At 59.1% G+C, this 22,246-nt stretch carries 28 protein-coding genes; 2 read left to right on the forward strand and 26 right to left on the reverse strand.

Features of this window, described 5'->3' with window-relative positions:
* The first annotated feature begins 2 nt into the window (after positions 1–2).
* Positions 3–899 carry a Fic family protein gene (locus AC1ATL_RS04345; RefSeq protein ID WP_151913027.1) on the forward strand — a complete coding sequence of 299 codons (897 nt, stop codon included), beginning with the start codon at positions 3–5 and terminating at the stop codon, positions 897–899.
* A gap of 201 nt (positions 900–1,100) precedes the next feature.
* Here AC1ATL_RS04345 and AC1ATL_RS04350 read toward each other — a convergent pair whose 3' ends face one another.
* A complete protein-coding gene (locus AC1ATL_RS04350; protein WP_229026171.1) occupies positions 1,101–1,352 on the reverse strand; it encodes a Txe/YoeB family addiction module toxin in 252 nt (83 codons plus the stop codon).
* Positions 1,353–1,354: 2 nt separating this feature from the next.
* Positions 1,355–1,615 (reverse strand): type II toxin-antitoxin system Phd/YefM family antitoxin, encoded by a 261-nt coding sequence (locus AC1ATL_RS04355; RefSeq protein WP_046999516.1) that lies wholly within the window; start codon positions 1,613–1,615, stop codon positions 1,355–1,357.
* 364 nt (positions 1,616–1,979) lie between these two features.
* Here AC1ATL_RS04355 and AC1ATL_RS04360 point away from each other — a divergent pair, with 364 nt between their 5' ends.
* Positions 1,980–2,192, forward strand: a complete 213-nt coding sequence (locus AC1ATL_RS04360) for a hypothetical protein (RefSeq protein ID WP_055054403.1) — start codon at positions 1,980–1,982, stop codon at positions 2,190–2,192.
* 214 nt (positions 2,193–2,406) lie between these two features.
* Here the strand turns inward: AC1ATL_RS04360 and AC1ATL_RS04365 are convergent, their stop codons facing one another.
* The 24 genes from AC1ATL_RS04365 to AC1ATL_RS04480 all read right to left on the reverse strand — a co-directional run bounded on the left by AC1ATL_RS04365 (position 2,407) and on the right by AC1ATL_RS04480 (position 22,184).
* Positions 2,407–2,724, reverse strand: a complete 318-nt coding sequence (locus AC1ATL_RS04365; protein WP_476568760.1) for a hypothetical protein — start codon at positions 2,722–2,724, stop codon at positions 2,407–2,409.
* Complete coding sequence (gene mobF, locus AC1ATL_RS04370) at positions 2,667–6,854, reverse strand: MobF family relaxase (RefSeq protein ID WP_476568762.1); 4,188 nt, start codon at positions 6,852–6,854, stop codon at positions 2,667–2,669. The genes AC1ATL_RS04365 and mobF overlap by 58 nt, the downstream gene beginning before the upstream one ends.
* A gap of 7 nt (positions 6,855–6,861) precedes the next feature.
* Entirely contained in the window at positions 6,862–7,407 is a 546-nt protein-coding gene (locus AC1ATL_RS04375; RefSeq protein ID WP_476568764.1) for a hypothetical protein, read from the reverse strand.
* 9 nt (positions 7,408–7,416) lie between these two features.
* Positions 7,417–7,953, reverse strand: coding sequence for a hypothetical protein (locus AC1ATL_RS04380; RefSeq protein WP_476568766.1), 537 nt, complete (start codon positions 7,951–7,953; stop codon positions 7,417–7,419).
* A gap of 1,228 nt (positions 7,954–9,181) precedes the next feature.
* Entirely contained in the window at positions 9,182–10,036 is an 855-nt protein-coding gene (locus AC1ATL_RS04385) for a Fic family protein (protein WP_476568768.1), read from the reverse strand.
* Between the two features lie 115 nt (positions 10,037–10,151).
* Positions 10,152–10,652, reverse strand: coding sequence for a single-stranded DNA-binding protein (ssb, locus tag AC1ATL_RS04390; RefSeq protein ID WP_476568770.1), 501 nt, complete (start codon positions 10,650–10,652; stop codon positions 10,152–10,154).
* Between the two features lie 57 nt (positions 10,653–10,709).
* A complete protein-coding gene (locus tag AC1ATL_RS04395) occupies positions 10,710–11,231 on the reverse strand; it encodes a hypothetical protein (RefSeq protein ID WP_476568772.1) in 522 nt (173 codons plus the stop codon).
* The gene (locus tag AC1ATL_RS04400) at positions 11,228–11,512 is read right to left on the reverse strand and encodes a hypothetical protein (protein ID WP_476568774.1); all 285 of its coding nucleotides are present in this window, start codon (positions 11,510–11,512) and stop codon (positions 11,228–11,230) included. The genes AC1ATL_RS04395 and AC1ATL_RS04400 overlap by 4 nt, the downstream gene beginning before the upstream one ends.
* Position 11,513: 1 nt before the next feature.
* Positions 11,514–11,687 (reverse strand): hypothetical protein, encoded by a 174-nt coding sequence (locus AC1ATL_RS04405; RefSeq protein ID WP_476568776.1) that lies wholly within the window; start codon positions 11,685–11,687, stop codon positions 11,514–11,516.
* Positions 11,684–11,974 (reverse strand): hypothetical protein, encoded by a 291-nt coding sequence (locus AC1ATL_RS04410; protein WP_288649383.1) that lies wholly within the window; start codon positions 11,972–11,974, stop codon positions 11,684–11,686. Before AC1ATL_RS04410 ends, AC1ATL_RS04405 begins: the two co-directional genes overlap by 4 nt.
* Entirely contained in the window at positions 11,971–12,600 is a 630-nt protein-coding gene (locus tag AC1ATL_RS04415) for a 3'-5' exonuclease (RefSeq protein WP_476568778.1), read from the reverse strand. The genes AC1ATL_RS04410 and AC1ATL_RS04415 overlap by 4 nt, the downstream gene beginning before the upstream one ends.
* 59 nt (positions 12,601–12,659) lie before the next feature.
* Positions 12,660–13,394 carry a DUF2786 domain-containing protein gene (locus AC1ATL_RS04420; RefSeq protein WP_239459166.1) on the reverse strand — a complete coding sequence of 245 codons (735 nt, stop codon included), beginning with the start codon at positions 13,392–13,394 and terminating at the stop codon, positions 12,660–12,662.
* A gap of 61 nt (positions 13,395–13,455) precedes the next feature.
* On the reverse strand, positions 13,456–14,577 hold the full coding sequence (locus AC1ATL_RS04425; protein WP_476568780.1) for a hypothetical protein: 1,122 nt from the start codon (positions 14,575–14,577) through the stop codon (positions 13,456–13,458).
* A 168-nt stretch (positions 14,578–14,745) separates the two neighbouring features.
* Positions 14,746–15,783: a sortase gene (locus AC1ATL_RS04430; protein WP_204442720.1), complete on the reverse strand. Its 1,038-nt coding sequence runs from the start codon at positions 15,781–15,783 to the stop codon at positions 14,746–14,748.
* On the reverse strand, positions 15,780–15,944 hold the full coding sequence (locus tag AC1ATL_RS04435) for a hypothetical protein (RefSeq protein ID WP_204442719.1): 165 nt from the start codon (positions 15,942–15,944) through the stop codon (positions 15,780–15,782). Before AC1ATL_RS04435 ends, AC1ATL_RS04430 begins: the two co-directional genes overlap by 4 nt.
* Positions 15,945–15,955: 11 nt before the next feature.
* A complete protein-coding gene (locus tag AC1ATL_RS04440; RefSeq protein WP_204442718.1) occupies positions 15,956–16,315 on the reverse strand; it encodes a hypothetical protein in 360 nt (119 codons plus the stop codon).
* A gap of 72 nt (positions 16,316–16,387) precedes the next feature.
* Entirely contained in the window at positions 16,388–16,660 is a 273-nt protein-coding gene (locus tag AC1ATL_RS04445; protein WP_476568783.1) for a hypothetical protein, read from the reverse strand.
* A gap of 414 nt (positions 16,661–17,074) precedes the next feature.
* A complete protein-coding gene (locus AC1ATL_RS04450; protein WP_476568785.1) occupies positions 17,075–17,530 on the reverse strand; it encodes a hypothetical protein in 456 nt (151 codons plus the stop codon).
* A gap of 359 nt (positions 17,531–17,889) precedes the next feature.
* Positions 17,890–18,162, reverse strand: coding sequence for a hypothetical protein (locus AC1ATL_RS04455; protein ID WP_476568787.1), 273 nt, complete (start codon positions 18,160–18,162; stop codon positions 17,890–17,892).
* A gap of 98 nt (positions 18,163–18,260) precedes the next feature.
* Positions 18,261–18,461, reverse strand: coding sequence for a hypothetical protein (locus AC1ATL_RS04460; RefSeq protein ID WP_204442714.1), 201 nt, complete (start codon positions 18,459–18,461; stop codon positions 18,261–18,263).
* A 105-nt stretch (positions 18,462–18,566) separates the two neighbouring features.
* Positions 18,567–19,238 (reverse strand): hypothetical protein, encoded by a 672-nt coding sequence (locus AC1ATL_RS04465; protein ID WP_476568789.1) that lies wholly within the window; start codon positions 19,236–19,238, stop codon positions 18,567–18,569.
* A 386-nt stretch (positions 19,239–19,624) separates the two neighbouring features.
* Entirely contained in the window at positions 19,625–20,515 is an 891-nt protein-coding gene (locus AC1ATL_RS04470) for a hypothetical protein (protein WP_476568791.1), read from the reverse strand.
* Positions 20,516–20,604: 89 nt separating this feature from the next.
* Entirely contained in the window at positions 20,605–21,165 is a 561-nt protein-coding gene (locus AC1ATL_RS04475) for a hypothetical protein (RefSeq protein WP_476568793.1), read from the reverse strand.
* Between the two features lie 401 nt (positions 21,166–21,566).
* A complete protein-coding gene (locus AC1ATL_RS04480) occupies positions 21,567–22,184 on the reverse strand; it encodes a hypothetical protein (RefSeq protein ID WP_476568795.1) in 618 nt (205 codons plus the stop codon).
* Positions 22,185–22,246 lie beyond the last annotated feature (62 nt).

The raw sequence follows: 22,246 nt of genomic DNA on the forward strand, positions 1-22,246 counted from the left end.
GTTTGCTGCCTGAAGACGTATATTATGTATCAACCGATGAGGGAACCCCGGCGACTCGCTCCAACGCTTGGGATATTGGCTTTGGTCTGCAGGCCGCGGACGGACTTACCCCGTCAGACTACGCTATAGAACAGTCCAAGGAGCAGATTTCGGGAAAAGCCTCCTATGCCGAAGTCGAGCATCGTCTACGTGAATACCATTCCGCGGATAGTGAAGAGGCGGAGCATTTTGAAGCTGACATCGTATCCACCAGAATCAGTTCCCTCCTCCAGACTGAATCATTCGTCTTCGCTCCCCCGATGCTCAGGCAGATTCATCGTCATCTTTTTGACGGCGTATTCAAAAATGATTGGGTTGGACAGTGGAGGCAGGTCAATCTGACCAAAAAGGAGCCAGTTCTTCAAGGAGATTCAGTTTCTTACGCTCCCTTCCATCTGATTGGAGAGATGCTGGATTATGATTTCGGTCAAGAAAAAGGACGACAGGCCAAGTATCCCCAAATCGGCAGGCATGAAATCGCTTCCTCTGCATTTGGATTCATTTCTGGAGTATGGCAAATTCATCCATTCCGTGAAGGAAACACTCGAACGACTGCTGTATTCGCGATACTGTACCTCAGACAGCTTGGATTCATAATCGGCAATGAGCCTTTCGCGTCCAACGCCCAATATTTCCGAGACGCTCTTGTACTTGACAATACTTTCGACCCCGACTTCAAGGATCCGGCTCCTCTTCGTCGTTTTATGGAAAAGGCTCTTTTCAATTCGTCTATAGAATTGGAAAACCTGCGAGATTCTTATTTTGCCGTCCAAAGTACGCAGAGCGATCCTTTACCAGAGCCCGATCCATCAGTGGATAATGAGACATCTGCCGGCATAGCAACTCACGAACTCAATTAAACTAGGAAGTCAAGCAAAAGCGGACAACATATGGTGGACTGATCTTTTTATGTGTTGTGGATTACACTGCCACAACGCATAAAAAGATCAGTCCATGGTCAACACGAGCGTCGGAACCTCCATGCCAAGTTCCTCCAACCCCCACAGTCTTATCGAGCGGAGTCTTACGCCAAGCTTGCCGAGACCAGAGCCACCGCGTTCTCAATAGTGGTCACGGACGGACAGAATGCACAAGTCGTCGTCCTCAATCATGTATACCAGGCGGTTTGCGGAATCGATGCGGCGGCTCCACGCACCCTGCAGTTCCCATTTGAGCGGCTCTGGCTTGCCGAGGCCAGCGAATGGAGAACGCATCGCATCACGTATCAGCGCGTTGACCCGCTTGAGGGTTTTCTTATCCTGGACCTGCCAATACAGGTAATCGTTCCACGCGTCATCAGTCCAACGCAGCATTATCACTCTCCGACCAGATCATGTGAATCGGTGGAACCTGAGCGTACCTGTGCCATGCCACGGCGGACTTTATCGAACAATCCGGGATTCTGGTAAACGCGCAATGTCTCCATAAGCGAATCGTAATCGTCGGCGCTCATCACCACCACGTTGTCCCTCGGATCCTTGTTGGTGATCAGAAGCATATCCGCGTCATCGTTCACGCGACGTAGATATGACTTCAGATCCTTGCGGAAATTGGTGTACGCGACCGCCGTGACCATGCCATCCTCCTTCAACGACAATTACATGTACAGAAAATGGTACAACAAAAGTCGGAAAGACTCAAGCATGATTCATCTATACTGTTTTATAGAGCTTTATAGAAGCATATAATGTTTTATATATGTTTAGATTGTTTATATTCTAGGGAGTCCCATAAACGACAATCCACCGACCCAATGCTTGGTCGGGGGATGGAAATGAAACCACCCCGCCGGTTTCGGCTCTCCCAAAAGACTTCTTGCTCGCCGTGAAGAACGGGAGAGGTTAGCAATGCCTCAACCGGCACTTCCCTGTTAGCCGATAGCATCGTTCATGTCGAGAAAGCCTTTTTGCAGGAACTGGAAAAGTCCGCACGGCGGTCCCATGGTCCAGATGATGGCGGTGCATCTCGACCGTCCAGAATGCGATGCGGGATACAGTGGCACACTTCTTAGCAAAGACGAGGAAAGTGAGCCAAAAGAACTCCGCATGCCGCAAAATATCAATGCATTATTACTATGCTTCGCGGAACAGTATGAGGTTATGAAAAACGGAATCATCCAGACCGGCAGATTTGGACTCGATGGGAAAGTCTAATGAATCTATTCGCCTATTGGATTGGAGGAACTGCGAACAGTTCTTCCTGATTCGTGTGGATTGGTTTGATTCTTCAATCAGGACTGTTTTTTATGTGTTGCAGCACATATTGCTGCAACATATAAAAAGGTTATTCCATGGTTAGCTTGAGCGTTGGAACCTTCTCCGAGTTCCTCCAACCCCACAGCCTCTTCGAGCGGGACCGTTCCTCCGCTTACCCGGTAACGAGCAGCGGCTTGCGTTGTAGCATGTTCTGGATGAGCGTGCCCATGTCCGCGACCGGCAGGTAACGGGCGATGATGGTCCAGATGATGGCGACTTCGATCAGACCGAGGATGACGGTCACCGTTCCCCAGACGAGTTGCATCCAGAGTCTCGGCCCGGTAGCCGCGCGGCCGGTCACGCCGGCGATCACCGTGAGGATGATGAGCGCCGGCACCAGTATTGTGATGTCCCAGCCATCGAACCATCGGCTTACTGAGACAAGCCATTCTGCGATGGCTTTGAGGAATCCTGGAATGGTGTATGCCATGTCGTTGTCCTTTCTTGACCGGTTTCCAATGCCGTCTGTTCCACGTGCGGCTGGGCCTGTATCGGCTGGTATGCCTGCATGCGTTGCGTTTTCGTGGTCTTGACCGTGGTGAAGGTGTGGTTGATGCGTCCGTTGAGGTTGGCCCAATGCTGTTCCTGTCTGCCGCTTTCCGCAGGAGGCCTCTCCCCTAGCGGATTGTCGGCGTCCTCCACACTCCACATGGCGCGGTAGACGACGACGTCGCGCAGGAGACGCTTGTCGGAGTCCCCGGCCGCGGCGAGTACCTGGCCGACCCATGCCTGCTTGGTTCGGCGCGCTTCCTGTTCGAGGCTGTCGATCCTGGTTTCGATGATCCGTTCGTTCTGTCGCACCAGGTCGAGGGCCGCGTCATGCTTGTGGGAGCGGATTGGCGGCAGGATGCCACCCACCCAATCGTCGTGCACGCTGCCGTTGACCCGGTCCAACAGGTTGGCGTTCAATCGTCCCGCTATGGTCGCCGCCCAGTCGGGTTCCACGGGCCGGTTTTTCTTTTTCAGGTCCGGATCGTCGTTGATGATCCCGCGTGCGGTTTTGCGCAACGCTTCCCATTCGGGGAACATGGACTGGTCGATATCGTCCCGGGCCTGTATATGCGCGTCGAGCATGGCCTTGACCGCCGGCGTGTACCGCTCGTCCATGCTGAACCGGCTGCGGCCGGGGTCCAGGGATGGTTCCTCATGATATGGGATGCCGGTCTCGTCCATCATGTGCCGGACTGTTTCGATCATGTCGGATGGCGCGTCCATGTCGAGCGTGAACGTGCCGCCTGTTTCCGTGCCGGCCGCGGGCATCATGCCGCGTGCCGCGTGGATGGCGGCATGTTCGGCCTTCTCCGCCGTGAGCCTGCGTGGCTTCTTCTCAAGGCTTTGTCTGATGATGGCGGTGGCACGTTTCGGGTCGGTCATGTAGGCGCGGGACCAGACTCCACGGAGCCATTCGAAGCTTGGACTGCGTTTGATCTTGTCCACGGTCCTCGCGTCGTGCGTCTTGCCGAGCATGGCGAGCAGGTGGGGGCCGGCGATGAGTCCGGCCGCGTAATCGTGTTCGCGGAGCAGTCGTTTCAGATCGTACCGGTCCTTGTATTCCTGTTCCATGGTTTCGGTCGCGGTCATGGTCTCCGTGTGGGTCAATAGCGAGTCGAGCATACGGCTCATGGCGATTTTCCTCGGGTCCTCTTCCGCACCGGTGAGCATGTGGTCGATATGACGGTCCTCTTCGCTTTTGCATCCGAACAGGAAATGGTTTTCCTCCTTGCCACGCGAACCCGCGACGTATTGCAGGTTGCATGCCGTGTTCTCGTCGGATGGGAACACCGCGGCGCACCGGTCCACGGTCATGCCCTGGCTGCGGTGGACGGTGGCAGCGTATCCGGCTTCGCATGCTTCCTTGAGCCAGTCGTTCGGGATTCTGCATTCGACGCCGTCCGCGAGGTTCACGCATCTCGCGCCCGCTTTGCCGGTGGAGATGATTTTGAACGTCATGCCGTTTTCGATGGGCCGGCCGATCTGGTCGCGCACGTTTCGCGAATTGGTTCGGCAGACGATCTGGTCTCCGGTTCCGACGTCGAGTCCGTCGCGCAGACGACAGAGCTTGGCAGGATCGCTTTCGCTTCTTCCCTGCGCGCGTCGTTCGAGGATGAACCGTTGGTTGATGTCGCGTACCTGCGCGTTCGTGCCGGCGAGCAGAAGCGTGGATTTGCCGAGCGCCTGCCATTTGATGCACATCTGGTACGCCTCTTCCTCCAGGTCGACGTCCTCGCCCCAGTGGATGCGGTCGTGCTCCATGTATTCGTCGATGAGTCGGCGGCATTCGTCGACGCTCGACTCGTCCAACCGGTCACCGCCCTCACGCAGCCGGAGCGTCGCGTCGGCCTCGCCTTCCCAACGTCGTCGGGAAGCGGGACCGTCCGGATCGTCCGCCCATTTCTCGGCTTTGCCGGTGAACCGCCAGAGGCTGGTCAATCGTTCGCATTTCCCGTGCCGGTCGGCGTAGCCGAGCATGCCTCCGGCTCCGGAGACGGAGTCGAGCTGTTTGGGGTCGCCGGTGAGGATGACCTTGGCTCCATGGAATTCGGCGAGTTTGGTGATCCATTGCAGGAGCCTGGTGTCGGTCATGCCCGCCTCGTCCACGATGATCAGCTGGTTCGGCCGGATCGTAGACGAGTCCGTGATGTGACGGGTCGCTATCCTGGTGCGGATGAACAATCGTTCCAACGGGTTGGACGCGTTCCTCAACTGTTGTTGGAGTCTGCCTTCCTGTTGGATCTCGGCTTTGATCCGTTCGGGATTGTTGAGGGTCAGGAGCATAGCGATGGTCATGCTTTCGCATCCGATGCTGTCTTTGAGCTCACCCACCGCCCTGGCGCTGGTCGCCAGGCCGATGACGCTGTCGGCACCGTATTTGGCCTGCCATGCTTGCGCGACCGCTTTCATGGTGGTGGTCTTGCCTGTGCCTGCCGGTCCGATGATGCTGCTGACCAGGCGGGGGTTCTCCAACGCGTATGCGGCCGCACGCTGCTGGTCGGGTGCGAGCGGATAGCCGCCTTGTGCTTTCATCCGCTCGTTCCACTGGTCGAGCCATCGGTTGCCTTGCCCTGGCTTGTATCCGATTCCGGTGGTTTTGTCGAGGCTGGCGATCATGTATTGTTCGGCTTCGAGCACGTCGGTCGTCGTGTACTGTTCGAGGTCGGCGTCCTCGAACACGTTTTGCCCTTGGCGTGTGGCGATGCTCAGATCGTCCAACGCGCCGTCCGGGAGTTTGTACCGGTCCGGTGTGAGTTTGACGCATTGGCCGAGCGCCCTGTCGGCGATCTTGTTCGCGACGATGATGCGCTGTGCGGGGTCGATGCGCACCTCACGCAGGAGACGTTCGGCTTCGGCGCGCACGTTGGTGCGTTTCCATACGGTGTGCGCGTTGACTGTTTTCCGGATGGCGGCGCGTGCCTGACGGTCCAGATATTCGTCGCCGCCTCCGGCGAGCCGGGTGAGGTCGGCGAGCTGGCCGAGCAGGAGTCGTGCGATGTCGTCCTCGCCTTCTGCGTCCACATGCATGAGGCCGGTCTTGTGTGAGTTGACGTCTTTGAGCATCTGGTCGATCTGGATGCCGGGAGCGACTTCGCCGAGTTTCCGGAACCAGTGGTCGCGTTTCGCTTTCAGGGATGGTTGGATCTCTGGCTTCGCCTTGCGGGTGGCGAGCCATGCTTCCTTATGCAGTTCCGCTTTAGTCTTCCAACCGGCCTGCTTGCCCGTGGAGGTCTCGTATTCCTTGATTTTCTTTTTGAGCAGGAGATCGATTTCCGCGTCCCTGCTGCTGAACGCGTTGATGAGTTCCTGTGGAACGCCTTCGATCTCGTTGACCATGGCTTTGGTGTTGGTGTCCTGTTTGAGGGTCCATGACCAGCCGAACCGTTCGGTGAGCAGGTCCTGCAGCAGGTTCTCATGCACTTCGCTGATCTCGACCATGCTGGCGTAGATCTTCCGACCATCCAACGCGGTCCATATCTTGTCGGACGAGCGGCGCACGCGGTTGCTGATGACGATGTGCTTGTGTGGCTGCGGGTCGCCGTTGCGGTTGTCGTAGTGGTCGAACGCGAAACCGGCCACGCCGTCGGCCGCGACGCTGGCGACTCCTCCTTGTCCGGCGCGGGTCGTCGCATACTCGTTTTCGAAATAGTCGATGGTCATTTCCGCGGCCTTGCGCATGCACTCGTCGATGCCGTCCCTGGTTTCCTTGTCTCCGAACGCCCAGAGGATGCTGATGCTTTTCGGCTGGCGTGTGGTCAGGTCGAAGCCGGCGACCGGCGCTTCCCCGTTGTCGCCTTCGCTCATTTTCACGTCTCCGAGGTATTGGCCGTTGGACGGGTTGCGTCGTTCGTTGATGAGTGCGCGGACGGTTTTGCTGGAGGCCGTGGTGCCGACCTTGCCGCCGACGAGTTCCGCGCCCTTGCCGATCCAAACGCCTGGTGGGTTGCCGGCCGCCGTGTAGTAGGCGCTCGGATCGGATGGGTTCAACGCGTTGTCACCGTCGATCGCCTCCCGCGCGTCACGGAGCGGGTATTCGGCGTTGGTGAGTTTGGTGAGGTTCATTGCCATGGTTTGTTCACTTGTCTCCGGTGGGTATCGGCCCCGTGTATCCGAGGTGCCTGAGCATGCGTTCCGCATCACCCTGCGTGCCGTGCTGGTCGATAGCGCGCATGAGGTTCGCGACGTATCCGTTCGCCGTCGCCTGTTCGATGAGTTCCGGCTTGCATTCCAGGATGGTTTTCAGTTGGAACATGCATGAGAACCGACTGGCTTTTCTGACGCTTTTGATTTCCTTGTGCGCGTTCAGGGTGGATTCTCGTTTCCCGTCGGCCCTTTTCCGATAGTCCCCGCCTTGCCTGTTCAACTGGTCCAAGGCCAGTTCCGCCGACTTGTTCTTTTTGAAATCGATCGCGTCCTGTTTCCGCCGGGCATACGCCGCTCGGCACGACCTGCTGCAGAACCGTGCGGTCGGTCCTCGTTTGGGCTTGCGGATCAGTTTGCCGCAGATGGGGCATATTCCATCGATCAGCCCGTATCTCTCGTCCAGTTCGTGCCGTCTGCGTTTGATTTCTGAAGCCCGCATGCGCAGTCCGATGAGCTGCCGGTCTTCCTTCTTTCCCATGACCGATCCTCACTTGTATGTCCACGGACCACGATCGTCGGCCCATCGGCCTCCCGCGATGTTGTCCTCGCGCCAGATATGCTTCAACGCGGTCTCATAGGTGACCGTCGTCTCCTTGTGGTCCAGGTCGCCCGTGTATTCGTCCTCGAGTTGTTCGCCCGGTTCGTCAATGCGTCCCATGAACGTGCGTGGCGCTCTGCCTTCCGGACTCACGTCCGGATCGTCGTTCCACCGTCTCACGCCGTTCCAGTGGACGCTGTCGGCTATCAGATTCATCCCGTCCGAACCGATCTCGGCGGACAGCCAACGGAAATCGTCGCCGTAATCGATGGGGATCATCGGATTGATCTGGAACATCAATATCGCCTGACGGGTGAGCTCGTAGACCATTCGGACCACCGCCCTGTCATGCCCGGGAGCGAACCCGTTGTAGTCGGCGATCTCACGACCCAAAGATTCCAAGGCGTCCCGCCGGTCGAGCCACGCCTGCAGCAGACGATCATCCCGTTCCTTCTCAATACGCCGACACTCGTCAGTCTTTTCCATCCGAATCTTGCGTTTCGAATAAGCCTTGGCACATTTCCTATGCCACCGCCGATACTCGCCCTTCCTTCCCGCCTCCGTGGTCCTCTGACAGACCTCGCTTTTCTGGTTGACCAACTTCCCGCACACCGGGCAACGGGGATATTTCACTGCCTTTTCCATGCCCAACCCACATTCGCCACGCTCTTAATTCGCCGATATCGGGTCGAAACCCCGGCGGCGAATTAACAGACCCTATAAAACGGCGGTATTCCGCCGTTTTCAGGCGCCAGCCGCGGAGCAGGGTGCAAGACGCCCGTGGTTTCTTTTTGGTAGGTATAGTTTTTGGTTTTCTGCTTTGGTTGTGGGTATGGATGTTTTTTGTCTGTTGTTGGATTGCTTGTTCTTTTGGTTTGCTTTTGGTTGTGTATGGCTTCTTTTTCTGTGTGTTCTCTTTTGGCTTGCCTTTCGTTTTGCTTTGTTTCTTGTCCGTATATCCGTTCTTATCGCTTTCCCGGTATGTTCCGTATCCGTTCCGGAGCATGGCATGCAAAAAGCGCCGCGGCACTCAGGTGCAGATCGTTTCCCGAATCGATTCGCCGCCACCGGCGCGACCGGCGCGATATCGATCCGATGGCCGGCCCAGAATCATCTCCGATATCGGACGGTCACGTGGAAGACCATCCATTCCCCCAGAGGATCGATTTGGTCCATTGGGTTCGGAACCGGCCTGGCCGTCCGCCGCCGCATTTCTTCTCTTGGACCGATATCGGTTCCAAATGATCCGAAATGGTCCGTCTCCGATATCGGAGCCTTAAGGTCCATGTCATATCGATGAACCATATGATCACGAACTTGGTCTTAGACCGATATATCGGCAAATGGGCCGATCCCGATATCGGTTCGGATAAGTGGTCCAAAATTGAGCCTTTGGCTTCATTCCAACGATTCACCGTTATTTGGACCATTTGATCCATGGTCCAAATGGTCCTGGCTCATTTATTCTTTTGAACCGATATATCGGTAAAAGGACGGAATCCGATATCGATGTCGGCATCCCGCTTCGTCGCTTTTTGGTCCGTCACGTCATTGTGGTCTTTGGGCTGATGAATGGCCCTCGATTCCGATATCGGCAGGGTTTGTTTGACCTTTTGAGCCGGTGGCCTATCATGTGGACCATGCGATTCGTCGGTGCGCGTAGGCCGATATCGGCTTTCGGACCACCGGATGCGACTCATTTTTATGTGTTGTATCAATTTTTGCTACAACACTTATTTTTCATACCGGAAGCGTCACTTCCCATCAAGGACGACGCGGATCTGGGCGGTGCCGTTCCGTTCCTCCAGCACGTCCAGCAGCCAGGCGTCACCGCTGACGCGCTGGATGGTGACGCGCAGTTCGGCCCTGTGGCGCGGCTCCGTTTGAGTTCGAGGCGTCGTGATTCCGCAGAGGTGATGCCGCCTGGCAGTCTTCCGATGGCGTTGTCCTTCAACCATGAACGGAATGGCACGTCATCGTTCGACTCGTAGTAGCGCAATAGCCTGGTCGTGAATTCTCGTTTCAATGATGGGCTTATGGAAAACACTCCGACGCCGGCGTTGATGAGCGCATGGTTCGCCGTCATGAGCGCGGTTCGCTCGTTTCCGTCATTGAACCATTGTCCTCGCGTGATCTTGCAGAACATGAGCAGAGCACGGTCCTCGGGTGATTCGATCTTCATCAATGAAGAGATCCCGTCATGGGAAGATTCCATGGTCGGAAGCTCCGGGATCCAATCGGTTCCTCCGATGCGCACATCATTGGTCCTGAGTTTTCCTGCGTCACGGATGAGACCCTCGCCAAGGATCCGATTGTATTCGGACATGTATTGCCAGTTGACGGGCTGGTCGACGTTCTCGAAAAGGAACATCCAGGCGCGTTTGATGTTGTTGACGACGATGATGTCGTCCACCGCCATGTTCGCCGGAGCACGGCCCTCAAAGATCTCTTGAGTGTCGGGGAAAGAGATCCCGTCGACCTCGATGCTGGCGGTCTTCCATATGGCATCGACCAGTAGACGTTTCGCCAACTCCACGGCCATCAGACGGCTCTCATCATCCTTTGACATCACGTTCCCCCCTCTCATTGATTCGCCCATCCTACCTGGATCGATCTTCTTTCCTGGAAACAGTTCGGGCCCATGACGATCGGTCGGATGTCATGGGCCCGAGAATTCTTCTTTTTCAGAAAGCCGGTTCCTGTGGTTCGGCGAAATGGTCCTGGACCACGTTGGGCCATGGATCGTCTTTCGCCTCTTGGGTTGGTTGAGCAGGTTGGGTCGGCTGCGATTGGGGTGCCGGTGGCGTGGCAGCAGATTCATTGGCTTTGGTGATCTGGACCGTCGCATAGCGGACGGAGGCACCGATGTCGTCGGCGTTGAGTTCGAAGCTGCTGCGCTTCTCCCCCGCCTCGGTCTGCCAGTCGCGTTGCACGAATCGTCCGGTGACGACGACCCTGGTTCCCTTGCGGATGCCGGACGCGATCATGTGGTCCGCCAGCGGACCGTATGCGACGCAGCGGATGAACGTGGTCTCGCCGTCCTCCCATCTGCCGTTTCTTTCGGTGACGCTGGTCTGCGCCACCCGGAAGGCGATGACGGTCTTGCCTCCGGCTGTCCGCTTGGGTTCAAGGTCTTTGACGATGTTGCCCATGATGGTCATGGGGATCTGGTTGATTGTCGCCATGGATCGTCCTTTCTGGATGTTTTCGGCCCGTCGTTCGGGCTTATCCGTTTCACCTCATCATGAGGTGATATTCCGTGATGATCCGCGAATCATCTTCCAACGGGTGCGCTGTCCGTCCGCTTCGATCATCGCGTACAACATCTCGCTCGCGGGACGGTGCCGATAACTGGGGCTTCCGTTGCCGGTCATATCGTACAGGGGCCTGAGCTTGTCGCCCTTCTTGGATGGGACGAGCACTTGGTCGATGTTCCTCGGCAATCGATGGGAGACACGCAGCGTCTCGGCAAGCTCCACTGTGGTAACGAGATAGTTTAGATCACCGTAAAAGGTCAGTCCATGCCCCGACTCGAAATCGGCCAGACAGCTCTTGACTTCATAGCATTCGAATCTTCCCAATTCCACACTGACGGGTTCGACCGCGTAATTCGGTGTGTATGGTTTGAATCCCACGTAGTCGATGCGCCGCCAGTTCTGCGTGCCTTTATCGAAGCTGACTTCGGAAGCCCAGTAGGCCACGCGATTGTTGAGCCGTTTCTCCACCAAGGAGGACAGCATCATCGTTGTGTCTCTCCTGCTCATCTCACATCCTCGCTTTGCGACACTTCGGAAGGCATGGAATCGGAATGACCGAGCATTTTGTCGCATTCCGCCGCGCATTCGGCAAAAGCCTGCAGTTTTCCGCGAAGGAATATGATTCTTTTTTCTTCCGATGGAACACAGAAATCATCCCCTTCCTCCTCCGAATCGAGTACTTCATCAACCAGATCATCAAGGATTTGACGGTAGTGCCTATACTTTTCCTCGCACATATCGATGATCTTGCGCAGTGTCTCGTCTTTTTGACCCGCGTTCGCATCCATGTCAATTCTTCTTTCTGGCTGATTTGGCGGTGAATGCCACTAGGCCGGTCTCTTCGTCGAATACCTTCACCACGCTTCCGTTCAGCTCCAGCGAAAGCTTTCTGGCATATTCGGCTGCTTCGGCGATGTCCCGGAACGTTCGGGCCGTTCCACCCAAAGAAATGCGATAGCTCATTCCATGTCCTTTCCGACTGCGTTTCTGGCGGCCTGGAGCACACTTCGCGCGATTTCCCCGAAACGGTTCGGGTCGATGAAGCATGCGGAGGGGCCGAACAGCCCGGGATTGTCCTTCAGATGTTTTGCGGCCGCCTCGATTTCGCTGTCCGTCACGGGCGCTGTTCTTCCATCGCAGTAGGCTTCGTAGACCGCGTCGCCTACCGTGTAGGCTCCTTTGATGATCTGGCAGCAGTCATAGTCGCGCGCATCCTCGTAAGCTTGCGCCTCGTCCAGCATGATGCTCATCGTTCGATCCACTTTCCTCGCATAGTGGCTTCACGGCAGAGCGCCTGGTAGATCATCTGTTCCTGGATCGCGTCGGCGAGGGCGCGGTGCTCCTCGGTGTCGCCGATGTGGTAGTCGGCGATGAGGTCGGTCACGCGATGGTGGCGTTTCTGCGGGTTGAGTTCCCAGCTCATCTCCTTCGTGCACAGCCACTGGCAGTCGAACATGCTGGCCGTCGGATCGTAGACGTGTTCGGCTGCGTCGAGGAAGCTGACGTCGAATTCGGCGTTGTGGGCGATGATGGTCAACGGCTTCCCCGCCGGCCAGACTTGGTCTATCCATTGGTGGAAGCGGAGCATCGCCGCGCCGATGGTCGGCATTCCCTGGAGCATTTGGTCGGTGACGCCGGTGAGCCCGGTGATGAATTCCGGCAGTGGCTGTTGTGGGTCGATGAGCTGTTCGAATTTCGGCCGGCTGTTCTCGTTGCCGGGTTGTACGAGGAACGCGCCGATCTCGATGAGTGCGGCGCCTTCCTCGGGATGGAGTCCCGTGGTTTCCGTGTCGAGCATGACGTACGTGTCGTGTGGCCTGGCGAGTGGTTCGATGCGGCGTGGATTGTCGCGGTGGATGTAACGGTCCCAATACATGGGGTGTCCTTTCTGTCTGGCGACCGTATCGTATGGATGCGGCCGAAACGCTTATTTTGTTATCGCTTCTCCAAGGTCCAGCTGCCGGCCTGTCCGGTTTCCTTGAGACCGATCGCCTGGCGTGCCCCGTCCTGCCTTCCGTGCCGGTATGCGGCCTGGCTGGGTCTTGTGGCTTTAGGGAAGTTTGGTTTCTTGGAGCAGAATGTGACATGGGTTTCGACCCATTGGTCGACCTGGCTGCCGCGCACGGTGATGAGTTCCTTGCCGGTGCCGTCCGATTCCATCTCACGTCGAAGGATCTCGTATCTGTGGGCGATTTCTTCCTGGAAACCGCGATAGTAGCCGTTTCTCCATGCCGCGTTGGCTTTCGCGCGGGGCGTGGTTCTGGCCCTTTCGCGCCACATGACGGCCCGGCTGGTCTCCATGGCGGTCCAGATGGCTTCGGTCCTGTCGACGTCGGCGCGGACGCCGTAGATGCAGACGGCGCTGACAACGTCACGGCCGTTCCCGGCACGGCGGCAGGTGCGGGTCGCCCTGCACCTGTTTCCCTGGGCCACGATGTTCGCGAGGATGGCCATGTCCCGATTGCAGGGATTGGTTTCCAATCGGATCCTCCGTCTGATGATCTCGACGTCGTCGTGGTTCTCTTCGAGCTGCCATTCCTCGATGGCATGCCTGTCCATGAGTCGTTGCGCCTGCTCGAGGGCGATGCGCTGCTCGTTGTCGGAGGCGGCCGGATCGTTGGCTATCGCCAAGAGCCGGCGGACGCGTTCCATGACACGTTCCGTGTCCATATGGTTCCTTTCGGTTTCGGGTTGGGCCGGAGGATGGATGGGCATCCTCCGGCCGGCTGGGTCAGTAGCGGCGGAGACCGAGGTTGGTCGAGTCGATGAAGTCGAGCAATGCCTGCTGGTAGGAAGGGAGTTGTTCGCCTTTGGCGCCGTCCATGGTCTCCCACCACCACCAGCGCAGGCCATCACGGCCCCTCGTCCGGTTGAGCCATCCGGTCTGCTTCGCGCCCTTGCCTCCGGCCGGCTTGAGCATGATTTTCGTGCGGTCCTCGATATTGCACCAATTGCACCAGATCGTGCCCTTGTCCGTGTGGCAGGGGTAGTGGAAGGTGTCCGGCAGACCGCCGCGCCTCAATTCCTCGCCGAGAGCGCGTTTGACGTCGCGTCGGTCGAGTCTCTCAAGCCGATGCGCCTTATACCGGTCGAGACCGTATTCCAGTCTTCTGGTGGTCGGTCCCACCCAGGTCGGATGGTATCCAAGTCTCCGATCCGCCTCGTCGGTCTCTTTGACCATTTCCTTGATGGTCTTCCTGCGTCCGTCCAAATCGCGATAGGGTACGAACGCGTCGCCATAGTCCTCCGGGGCTACGCCGAATTCCTCGTTGGCGTCGATCTCTTCGTCGAGCGGCCACATCCAGGTCTGCCCCGTGCGCTTGTCTCGTGCGACGCCCATCCACCCGTATTCGTTGTCCTGGAATTCGATGGCGATACCGCTTTTCGACGTGCGCGTGTTGGTGAGTGGAGGGTTTGTCTGAAGGGCGAGGCATATCAACGCGTAGATGGACAGGGTGGGATCGTGATGCTGGACGCGGTAGCGGGCGATGATGTCGTGCATACTGGTGTTCGGGAACACCGGGTCGAGATGTTCGACCGCGGTCTCGTCGGCTGGTTCCGCAATGTCGGCGATGCCGACCGACTCGTACCATGGTCCCATCGTCTCCTCGTCCCATATGTGGGCCTCGCCCCACTGGTAGCGGGCGAGATGTTCGATGTCGCCTTCCAGTCTTTTCATGAAGAGGATGTTTCCGCCGACGATCGTGGTCTTCCGGCCGAGGGAGTTCAGCGCGTAGTTGGAGGGGACCTCCACATCCATGGTGTCGCCGTCCGCGTATTCGGCGTGGGCGATGCATGGATCCGTGCCCGCGTCCAGCATGCCGAACACTTCCTGCAGGTTCGTGATTCTCATTCGTGGTGCGTTCGCGCGTGGTTGGCGGTGGCCGTTTTCGTCTTCGATCCAATACATGGTTTCATTCCCTTTCGTTATGGGGTTTCGGCTGGCCTGTTGCCTTGCCGACAATCCCCATTATATCACAGTATTGTGATATACGTGTCTTTTTCAGGTTTTTGTCTGCGGTCATGAGGTGAGGAAATGCATGGCGGCGAGTGGCGGGCATGCCCATCGCCAGAGGGCGAGGATGATCGCGGTCCACATCACCAGGAAGACGATGGTCCTGGTGACGGTGAAGACGATGGTGTTGGACGGCATGATGCCGGCGTTGATCCTCCACAGCCAGGTGATGGGTCCTCCGATGTCCCGTTGGCGCCAGTAGTCGGCCATGCGGTCGTGCGAGCACATCCATCCTATGGCGTCGAGCAGGATCCAGATGGCGAGGGCGCAGATACCGAGCACTCCCGTGACGGGCAGGTCCGTTTTCTCGCTGACGGTGACGATCCTGCGGCTGACCTTGTCGATCGTCGTGTCGGTCGATTCTGCGTATTCCGCGGGCACGCCGTCGCTCTTGGGCGCCCAGCCGTCGAACCCGCCGTGGACGATCAGCCTGTGGGTGACGTTGCCGCCGGTCATGATGGGCCAGCAGGTCTGCAGGGTGAGGCCGCGCTCCACGCCGGCCGCGTCCGGGTCGATGACGTCGGTGCGCGACTGGTCGACGATCTCGGGATTCGAGTTGACCTTGTATCGGTACCAGTAATCGGCCGTCTCTATGTAGACGACGTCCCCGGGCTTGAGCAACCGGATGTCGGCCATATCGGCGTAGGTGTTGTGTCCGGCGTACGAGCTGTTGCCGATCTGGCCGGGCATGGCGGTGGACGCGTAGTGGCCGGCGCCCATCTTGTCGAGCACGGTCTTGGCGGTGCCCTGCCAGATGGGCAGGCGGAATTGTTTGCCCCAGGAGGGGACGCGCAGGTAGGCGAACAGTTCGCCGTCCCCCGGCTCCGCCTCGGCGGGCGGATCGGTGTGGCGCATGGTGGCGGTCTTGCCGGGTGCGGCCTTGTGTATCTTCCTGTGGCCCACCTGTTCCTGACGGTGGCTGACGTAGGACTGGTCGAGGCCGCTGGCCTTCGCGTCGTAGGCGAGGTAGGCGCCGAGGAGGATGACGGCGAGGGCGCAGACTTCCGCGAGGATGCCGCAGATGATGTTCACGGCTTTTCTCATTGGTCCTCCCCCTTTTGTTTTCCGTCGTCGGCTGTTGCCCGGCGGACGGTCGACGCGCTGACGTCGAAGATCTGGGCGACGGTCCGGTCGCTGAATCCGGCCGACTTGGCTTCCAGGAAATCGTTCCATGCCGCGTCCTGGCCCTGTTGTTCGTTGGCCATTGTTGTTTCCTTCAGTCGATGGCGAGGTTGATGGTGATGGTGGGCATGTCGATGTCGGGCACGCCCGCTTCGGGCCAGTCCACGCCGGCACGGCGCATGATCTGGTTGACGCAGGTGCTGTGCGCGCAGGCGAGCTCCCACTGCCAGCATTGCGTGTTGCACAGGCCGTAGCAGCGGTCCCACATGAGGTAGCCGTCCTCGTCGACCGCGACCTTGTCGCCGTTGAGCAGGTCGCGCAGGGCGAGGACCTGGGCGCGGTCCTTGGCTTCGAGGAGGGTGGACTTCCGCCAGGTCATGGAGGTGACCCAGCCACCGCCGTCCACGATGTCGCTGTTCTTGCCGATGGTCACGGTCAACTTGTAGTTGCACATTTTTACCTGCTCCTTGTTTCGTTCTTTTCACGGGTGTCCGGCCCGATATGGGCCGGACACGGCGTCTTGGCTTCAGTCGGCGAGTTCCTCTTCGAGGTGTGCGATGGCGTTGCCGGCGTCTCCCCATCCCGCGTCGCAGAAGTACTTGCATCCGCCCTCCGTGCTCCTGGTCGTCCAGTAGCCTTCCCCGCCGTCCACGCCGTCGGCGTTCAGGACCCACCAGTATTCCCGGGCGCCGTTCTTCTCGACCGCGTGGAGGCGGACGTCCCAGCGGCCACGGAGCCCCTGGACCTTGATGTTCTTCGGTTCGTGCTGCGGATAGTATTCGCAATGGTTCACGTTCATGGTCGTCTCCTTTATCCCGTCTGGTCCCTGAATTTTTTCTTTTGGACCGTTTGGTCGAGCGAAGCGTTAGCCGCCGGAACGTCCGCGAGCACGCCGAACCCCTTGGGGTTCGACATTGCGTGGCGCGGACGCGAGGGCGGTTACGATCCTTGCCGTAGGCAAACGGCCCAAAAGAAAATCAGAGGGTGCGGCGCACTGGTGCGCCGCTCCGTTGAACGCCGTGGCCATGCTCCGTCATGGCCGGCGGCGTCCTATGAAGGTCCGGAAACATGGGGTTTCCGGCGGTGGGGAGGTCCGGAGGGCGGCGGAACGTCCTCCGGCCCGTCGACGCGGGGCGCGCGGGATGCCGTATGGCGCGGGATCGATTCCCGCCATACGGCGCATCGGGCGCCCGATGTGCCGGACTCCCCCGCCTCAATCGATGCCCCATGGGATTTCCGCGGGCTTGTCGTAGACGGTCACGGTGCGGGATGGGGTTGTGTAGGTGGACGGCTGGTACACGCCGTGGAACCGGTTCCGTTCCGTTTTGTCCGGCAGTCGCCACTTGCCTTCCTCCGCCCCGTCCCGCCTGATTTTCTCGGCGGCTGCGCGCAGGCGGCGGCATATGCCGCCACACCATCCCGCGGTATCGAGCTGATAGGCGAGGCATTCGCATGAGCCGATTATCTCTAGGTCGTCGTACGCGCGGCGCTTGGCCTGGTCGACCGGCTGGTGGACGGTCGACCCGATGGCGCGCGTTCCCGTCGCGGTCTCGTTCGCCATGCGGAGCAGGGTGGACAGCAACTGGACGCTGTCGGAATATCCCTCGCAGCGGGCGATGCCTTCGGCCGCAGCCATGGTGGTCTGGTCTCCGCAGATGTATGAGCTCATTCTGGTTCTCCTTGGTGTTGTCCGGTCCCTGGATTTTTTCTTTTGGACCGTTTGGTCGAGCGAAGCGTTAGCCGCCTGAACGTCCGCGAGCACGCCGGGCGTAGCCCGGGATGCGTGGCGCGGACGTTCAGGTGGTTACGATCCAAAGGCGCAGCCGAACGGTCCAAAAGAAAACCAGAGGTGGCGGCGCACTGGTGCGCCGCTCCGTTTCCCGGCCCCGGCGAGCCGTGGCCTCCGTGGCGCGGCGAAGCCTTCCTGGGTCCGGGAACTGGTTCCCGGCGCGTGGAGTCCAGAGGACGGTAGTCGTCCTCTGGCCGCCGGAGGCGCCGCCCGCGGGTGTCGCGGGCGGATTCGTCCGTCTAGCATTCGATTTGCTGGCGGAGTTCTTCTATCTCGTTTGAGAGGATGGTGAGGAATTCCCGGTAGGTGTCGAGTTCGACCGCCATGTCGATGGCTTCGGACTCCAGCTCGAACCGGCAGTCGCCGTCGTCGGTGAATGTGAGCTCGGGGAAGTCGAACCATTGCCAGCTGTAGCCGTCCGGGTCGCCGCGCCATCCGTCTTCGGTTCTGACGAGTGCGTAGTGTTCCGTGCCCTGGTGTTTTCCGTGAGTGTGCTTGTCGCTGCCGTTCATAATGTCGCTCCTTGGTGTTTGTCCGGTCGAGGGAAGGGCCGGAGGGCGTTCCGCCGTCCTCCGGCCCGCCGACGTCCGTGGGCGCCGGCGGGATGCTTCTAATAGGCGTTGGCCGCATGGCCGACGATGACGCGCGGCCGGTCGGTGCCGTAGCGCAGTCGGCGCAGGAAGGACCGTATCCGGAGCGAGAGCGCGTACGCGCCTGCGGGGATGACGAGGATGAGCGCCTCGACGACACCGCCGACGAGTTCGGCGCGGGATGCGGGGTCCGCCATGAGTTCGTTGAATGCTTCGAGCATTGTTGTCCCTTTCGCTTTGGGGTTTCGGCTGGCCTGCCGCCTTGCCGATAACCCCATTATATCACAGTATTGTGATATTTTCTAGTTGTTTTGGCTTGTTATCTCTCAACGGTTTCCGTGTTTTTTCGCCGGTGCGGGCATGCCGTAAACGTCGCGGACGCGTGGCCCGAGGGGACGGCTCGCCCTGAGCAGGGCGCGCAGGTCGTTCTCCTCGATGGGTTTCTCTCCGCGTCCGTCGGTCTTGAGCTCGCGGAAGGTGCAGGTGTTGACTCCGTCGTGGTGGACGCCGATGTATCTCAGGTCGTCGTCGTCGATCTTCCAGGTCTCGTATTCCATGCCGGTCCATGGGCTGTCGGAGATGATGTCTCCGATGTTGTCGAACTCCACGACGCTGGCGATGGCGCGGCTGTCGTTCCAGAGTCCGGCCTTGCCGAGGATGATGACGGGATGCGCGAGCTTGAGGTGCTGCAGGTTGTCCCGCTCGTCGGCACGGTATTCAGTGTTGAGGTCGTCCGCGGCGATACGGACGTTCGCGTCGTATTCGTCGATGGATTCGATGGCTTCGACGAGTCGCTGCGGGGTTGGCAGCTCGTACTCCCCCACGACGTGTTCCCATGCCTTTTCGAGGATGGTGTCCACGCCGTACGTCGCGTCCGCCATGGTCTCTTTCGGGTTTTCGGCCATGGCCGTGGCGAGGTGCGCCGCCTCCTGCTTCCAGTCGTCGATGATGGCGTCGATCTGGTCGGTGTCGTTGGTCCAGATGATGTTCTGCTGCATGATGTCGCTCCTTGATGTCCTGTCGGTCCCTGGATTTTTTCTTTTGGACCGTTTGGTCGAGCGATAGCGTTAGCCGTCGGAACGTCCGCGAGCACGCCGAACCCCTTGGGGTTCGGTATCGCGTGGCGCGGACGCGAGGGCGGTTACGATCCTTGCCGTAGGCAAACGGCCCAAAAGAAAATCAGAGGGCGCGGCGCACCGGTGCGCCGCTCCGTTTCCCGGCCCCGCCGCACCAGGCATGGCGGGGCACGATCCGCTGTCGGAATCGTCCCGGAGCGGTAGCGGAGGGGCCGTTATCCCCGGCGCCTCGCGCCGGGCCGGGTGGGGTCCGGCGGCTTTGGGGCCGGCGATGCCTGATAAGGGGCGGATGCCCCTTATCATTGGTGTCATTTGGTTTTGGCGATGCCCAGTTCCGTCAGTAGTCCGAGGAATGTCTTGTCGGTTGTGAGTCGTATCGGCTCTCCTTTCCATGTGGCGTAGGTCACGGGGGTGTCGTTGGCGGGCAGTGGACATTCGTCGCTCCACCACAGGTCATGCAATTCCTTGAGGGCGTCGAACTCCCAATCGATGTGCATGCCGTTGATGTTGACGCTGCCGAATCGTAGCGCGGGTTCCGCGTGGATGCCGGTCGGGTCTCCGTTGTCATCGTCGGGTTTCAGGAGCATGGCCGCGTGTTGGATGATGTCGTCGTACGTGGCGGTACGGCTGTAGGCGGTCGCTACCGTCACGCCGTGCATTCTCGTGAGGATGGATTCGAACGCATCGTTGATTTCCTGGGCTTGGGAGAACAGGCATTCGCATTGCGTGGTGGGAAGCTGTCCGAGACCGTTGGCTTCGAGTATGGCGTCGAACACTTCGCGTTCGCGTCCTTCCACGGTGCCGATGTCGGCGCTTCTCCAACCGTCGGCAATCCACCTGTCGAGCCATTCCGCCGCGTCCTCGTGGTATTCGCCGTACGCGCGTAGGCGTGCCGCCTGCTCTGTGACGTTGGTTTTCTGTACGGCTTTCCGGCATCTGAGGTCTTCCTTGATGACGTTGATTAAACCGTCGTACACGTCGTGGAGCACGTCCCAGCCGGTTTCAATCATCTTGTCTTGGATGTCTTCGACGGGGAACTCGTTTGCCTTCAGCAGGAAGTCCACGTTTTTCTCGCTGGGTTCGATGTCCTCTTCGCGTAGCATGTCGCGGAGGTCTTCTCGATTCCATGCCACGATGACGAAGGTCTCCGGATTCTTGGCTATCTTCGAATAGAGGTCTTGCTGTTCCTGGGTGAGCATTCTATGCGCCTTTCACTACTTGTTTCGAATTTGGTCGTGGATGGGAACCGTACCCATATGGGGGTACGGTTCCCATCATCGTGTTTTGGTCAGTCGTGGAAATCGACGAACCAGACCTTCCGGTCTGCGTCTTGTTCGAGTTCCGCGAGGACGGTTTCGGTTTCCGTGTCGTTCCACAGTCCGCCGTCGTACCAGCCTTGCTCGCAGATGACGCAGAGGTCTTCGATGATGTGTCGCACGTTTTCGTCGCCTTGCCTGTAGCGTTCGAGCAGTTCGTGGCAGGTGACTCCCTGCATGCCGTTCACGTCGGACTGCCATCGTCCGCCGATTTCGTACCAGTCGTAGAAACTGTCCCTGTTGAACGTGCTGACGGCGTCGCCATTCGCGTTGAGGGTGAGCCCGCAGTATTCGGCGTATGCCTTGAGCGCCTTCTTGTCGTCGAGGGCGACCCGTTCTGCGGCGGCTTTTCTCGCGTCCATGTCCTTTCCGTGTTTCAGGTAGTCCCGGTCTTCCGCGCGGCCATTGGAGAGGATCTCATCGCGGGTCTGCGCGATGTATTCGTCCACGTCCGCGTATTCGCTCCAGTCGGCGAGGATATCCTCGACCCCATCCTCGTTTTCGGCTCCGATGACCGCTCCCAGGAAATGCATGGTGTGCTCCTTTGGCTTGTCGGGATTGCTCCCTGAATTTTTTCTTTTGGACCGTTTGGTCGAGCGACAGCGCTGGCCGCCCGAACGCCCGCGAGCACGCCGAACCCCTTGGGGTTCGGTATCGCGTGGCGCGGACGCGAGGGCGGTTACGATCCTTGCCGTAGGCAAACGGCCCAAAAGAAAATCAGAGGGCGCGGCGCACCGGTGCGCCGCTCCGTTTCCCGGCCCCGCCGCACCAGGCATGGCGGGGCACGATCCGCTGTCGGAATCGTCCCGGAGCGGTAGCGGAGGGGCCGTTATCCCCGGCGCCTCGCGCCGGGCCGGGTGGGCTCCGGCGGCTTCAGGGGCCGGATGCGGCAGAGGGTTCGATGCCCTCTGCCGCGGGTTTCCTTCCGTGTCGTTCAGTCTTTCATCTCGTTCAGCATGGCCCGGTACATTTCATGCATCCATGCCGTGCGCGTCTCCAGGTCCACGCCGTCGGCGGCGAGCTGGCTGTCCTCTTCGGCGATGTAGTCCTCGAACAGTTCGAAGAATGATGGCGTGATGGCGTTCAGTCCGGCCTGTCTGACGGTCTCAGCGTCCTTGACGGCCTGTTCGCCGTCCGGTTCGATGCCTCGCGGGCGCATTTCGTTTTCGAGCCGTTTGCGGGCGTTGGCGAGCATGTCCGCGTCGCGCAGCTCGTCGAACGTGATGCCATCGTCCACGCCGGGCACGCTTCCGTCACGTTCCCACCAGATGGGCGTGTTGGACCAGATGGTCTTGATGGATCCGATGATTGATTCGAAGTTCGGATAATCGTTTCCATCGTCCGGTTCGAATCGTCGCATATCGTCACCGCCTTTGAAGATGGTGAGGAAGTAGTCGGCGTAGCCGTCCCCGCGTTCCTTCGGAGTGCTTGCGACGATATGCGCGTAGTGCATGAGTCGGCCGTATTCGTCGAACGTGTAGAGGGTGATGCCGTGTCCCGATTCAAGGGCGTCGGTTTCGGCCTTCAGATTAAGGGTTTCGATGCGTTCCATTTCCAGGTTCCTTTCTTCCTCCGGATAGATGGGGCCGTCATGGTTGAACGGCCCCCGGTGAT

The organism is Bifidobacterium sp. LH_743, from assembly GCF_056355775.1.